The organism is Pseudomonas sp. NDM (genome assembly GCF_003105095.1).
Taxonomy (GTDB): domain Bacteria; phylum Pseudomonadota; class Gammaproteobacteria; order Pseudomonadales; family Pseudomonadaceae; genus Aquipseudomonas; species Aquipseudomonas moraviensis_A.
The window spans coordinates 1-2,666 of sequence record NZ_QETJ01000292.1; the positions used below are offsets into that span (position 1 = coordinate 1).

3 protein-coding genes are annotated in these 2,666 nt (G+C 59.6%); 2 read left to right on the forward strand and 1 reads right to left on the reverse strand.

Translation table 11 applies throughout. From position 1 onward, the window contains the following. Positions 1-75: 75 nt before the first annotated feature. Positions 76-1,437, reverse strand: coding sequence for a carbohydrate porin (locus DCO47_RS26510; RefSeq protein WP_116659266.1), 1,362 nt, complete (start codon positions 1,435-1,437; stop codon positions 76-78). A 300-nt stretch (positions 1,438-1,737) separates the two neighbouring features. On the opposite strand from DCO47_RS26510, the gene DCO47_RS26515 reads away from it, so the two are divergent. Both DCO47_RS26515 and DCO47_RS26520 read left to right on the forward strand, forming a co-directional pair. Then, positions 1,738-1,968: a VF530 family DNA-binding protein gene (locus DCO47_RS26515; RefSeq protein ID WP_042608309.1), complete on the forward strand. Its 231-nt coding sequence runs from the start codon at positions 1,738-1,740 to the stop codon at positions 1,966-1,968. Position 1,969: 1 nt separating this feature from the next. Next, positions 1,970-2,602: a Pr6Pr family membrane protein gene (locus DCO47_RS26520; RefSeq protein WP_116659267.1), complete on the forward strand. Its 633-nt coding sequence runs from the start codon at positions 1,970-1,972 to the stop codon at positions 2,600-2,602. The last annotated feature ends 64 nt before the right edge of the window (positions 2,603-2,666 follow it).

Consider the following 2,666-nt stretch of genomic DNA (forward strand, 5'->3'; position numbering starts at 1 on the left):
ACAGGCGACATCTCCAGTGGCTGAAACAGCGCTATCGCGAGCAGGCTCACTCCTACATTGGATGTGTGCAGATCTTTAGAACGACGACTGGATCTTGATCCCGCCGATCAGGGCGTCGTCGACGTCGTTCACGCCACCGGGGTGGCGGATGTATTGCAGGTTCGGGCGCACGGTCAGCCAGTTGGTAACGTGCACGCCGTAATACAACTCGGCGCTGTACTCGGTGTCCTGCGGTGGCAGAAAACCTGGGTTGTCGTAGTCGTAGATGGCGTTGGCGCGGTTAGTCATTTCGGCGTTCTTGCGATAGGCCGGGTTGACGTGGACGCGGGCCAGGGCGAAACCGATGTCGTCTTTGGCGCGGGCGTCGAATGGACCCTTGTAGGTCAGGCCGGCCTGCACGTAGTTGTCGATGGCATTGGTTTTCTTGTCGTGCATCGTCGCGTTGGCGAACAGGCTCAAACCACGGCTGTTGTCGCTGGCGACACTGGTGACTTGCTGTTGCAGGCCCAGCCACACGCCGTGCTTGCTCGACGCGCTGCGGTAGGCTTCGCCGCTCAGCGCTGCCGGCTGGTCATTGCGATCTTTATAGACATCCGAGGCCTTGGCGTTGCTGTAGTAATAACCGGCGCGATATTCGCCCGGCAGGCCGTTGAGCTTCGGCGTCCACACCAGTTCGACCGGCAGGATCGCGCCCTGAGTGCCGCTGCCGCTGAGTTTGAAGCCGTTGCCGCGATCGAGGTTCGACGGGTTCTGCTCGTAAGCGCCGACCTGCGCGTACAGCTCCGGCGTCAGGTGATATTTGACCCGCAGCGCCCATTGGCTGACCGGCCAGTTGTACCAGATGCCACCGACCCAGTTGCCAACCTGCGAGCCGCAGAAGGCCAGGTTCTGGAAGTCGCAGGGGAAGCTGTTGAAGTCTTCGCCCTCGCCGAAACGGCCAACCTTGATGTCGAGCGTCTGATCGAAGAATTTCTGCTGATACCACATCTGCGTCAGGCGCGTGGTCTGGCCACGGCCCCAGACTTCTTGGGCCGAGGTGAAGCCGCCGACACGCGGATCGTTGATGCGGTCATTGCTGATGTTGTTGCCGCTGCGCTTGGTGATGGTCAACTGAAATTCGGCATCGTCCCAGCCGAGGATCTTCTGCAGATCCAGATGGGTGCCGAGGCCGAACTGATCGCTGTAGCGCGCGGTGCGATCGTGGTCGTAGCCACCGTGCAGGTTGCTGCCCATCTCGCCGGTGTAATCGAGTTTGAACGCGTAGCCTTTTTCCGCGAGTGCTGTGCGTGTGCCGTTCCAGTCACCGAGCATGTACGGTGATTCACTGTCGAAGGCCGGGTTTGCCAAGGTGCAGGTGGCAAAACCAAGAGCGGTGCAGCCGCCAAGGGTGCGCAGAATGGAGATAGCGCTATCTCGGGAAAAGGAAAAATCAGCCATGAATAAGTCTTTTTTTGATGTTTTTCGGGTGCAGGCCGAACGCTTCAGATTGTCGCAGGCAGTGAAGCGTTTCAGCGGAAGGGCGGCAGGATAATGATCTGTAACAAATTGAGAAAGGGCTTTTGCAGACATGCAGCGTTTCGGATTCGGTAACAGTGCGGCAAACGGGCGCATTGTGAGTCGGGTCACAGCCTGCGATCTTTCCGGGTTGGCCTACATTTGCAGGAAGGCCTTCCACCCGCCCAGCCCCTCGGCTAAGGTGCGCGGCTTTACGCATTCCACTTTGCCCAAAGGCCCGGCATGAACGAACAGACTCCCGATCCGCTGCATGGCGTGACCCTCGAACAGATCCTCAATGCACTGGTCGCTCACTACGAGTGGTCGGGGCTGGCGGAGCGGATCGACATCCGTTGCTTCAAGAGCGACCCGAGCATCAAGTCGAGCCTGACCTTCCTGCGTAAAACCCCTTGGGCGCGGGAGAAGGTCGAGCGCCTGTACGTGAAACTCATGCGCACCAAGCGACCGCTTTGAGATGGACAGCGCGAGGCGGCGACGCCTGATCACCTGCCTGGCCGCACTGGGCTGGGCTGGATTGACGATTCAGCTGTACCTGATCTTCTTCGCAAGATTGAGCATCGGCGCCAGCCTGCTGGGCGGGCTGGTGAGTTTCTTCAGCTACTTCACCATATTGACCAACACCCTGGTGGCGACGGTGCTGACCTGCGCCGTGAGCGAGCGTGAATCCGCGACGCGGCGCTGGTTTCTGCAACCGTGGGTCAGCAGTGGCATCGCGGTAAGTATCGCCGTGGTTGGTCTGGCCTACAGCATTCTGTTGCGGCATTTGTGGCACCCCGAGGGCTGGCAGTTCATCGCTGATGAATTGCTCCATGACGTCATGCCGCTGCTGTTTCTCGGCTATTGGTGGCGCTGCGTACCCAAAGGGACGTTGCGCCTGTGGCACTTGCCGCTATGGCTGATCTATCCGCTGGTGTATTTCATCTACGCCTTGCTGCGCGGGCACCTGCTCGGCGCCTATGCGTATCCGTTCATTGATGTGGCGGTGCTGGGTTATCCACAGGTGCTGGCGAATGCCGGGGGGATACTGGTGGGGTTTGTGCTGGTGGGGTTGCTAGTGATTGGTCTGGATCGCCGCCGTTCAATGTAGGAGTGAGCCTGCTCGCGATCGCGGTGTGTCAGTCACCTGAGATATCGACTGTCAGACCGCTATC

Bases quoted from the DNA above. Each gene is read 5' to 3' on its own strand.
- DCO47_RS26520 (WP_116659267.1), top strand. From the start codon at position 1,970: ATGGACAGCGCGAGGCGGCGACGCCTGATCACCTGCCTGGCCGCACTG.
- DCO47_RS26515 (WP_042608309.1), top strand. From the start codon at position 1,738: ATGAACGAACAGACTCCCGATCCGCTGCATGGCGTGACCCTCGAACAG.
- DCO47_RS26510 (WP_116659266.1), bottom strand. From the start codon at position 1,437: ATGGCTGATTTTTCCTTTTCCCGAGATAGCGCTATCTCCATTCTGCGC.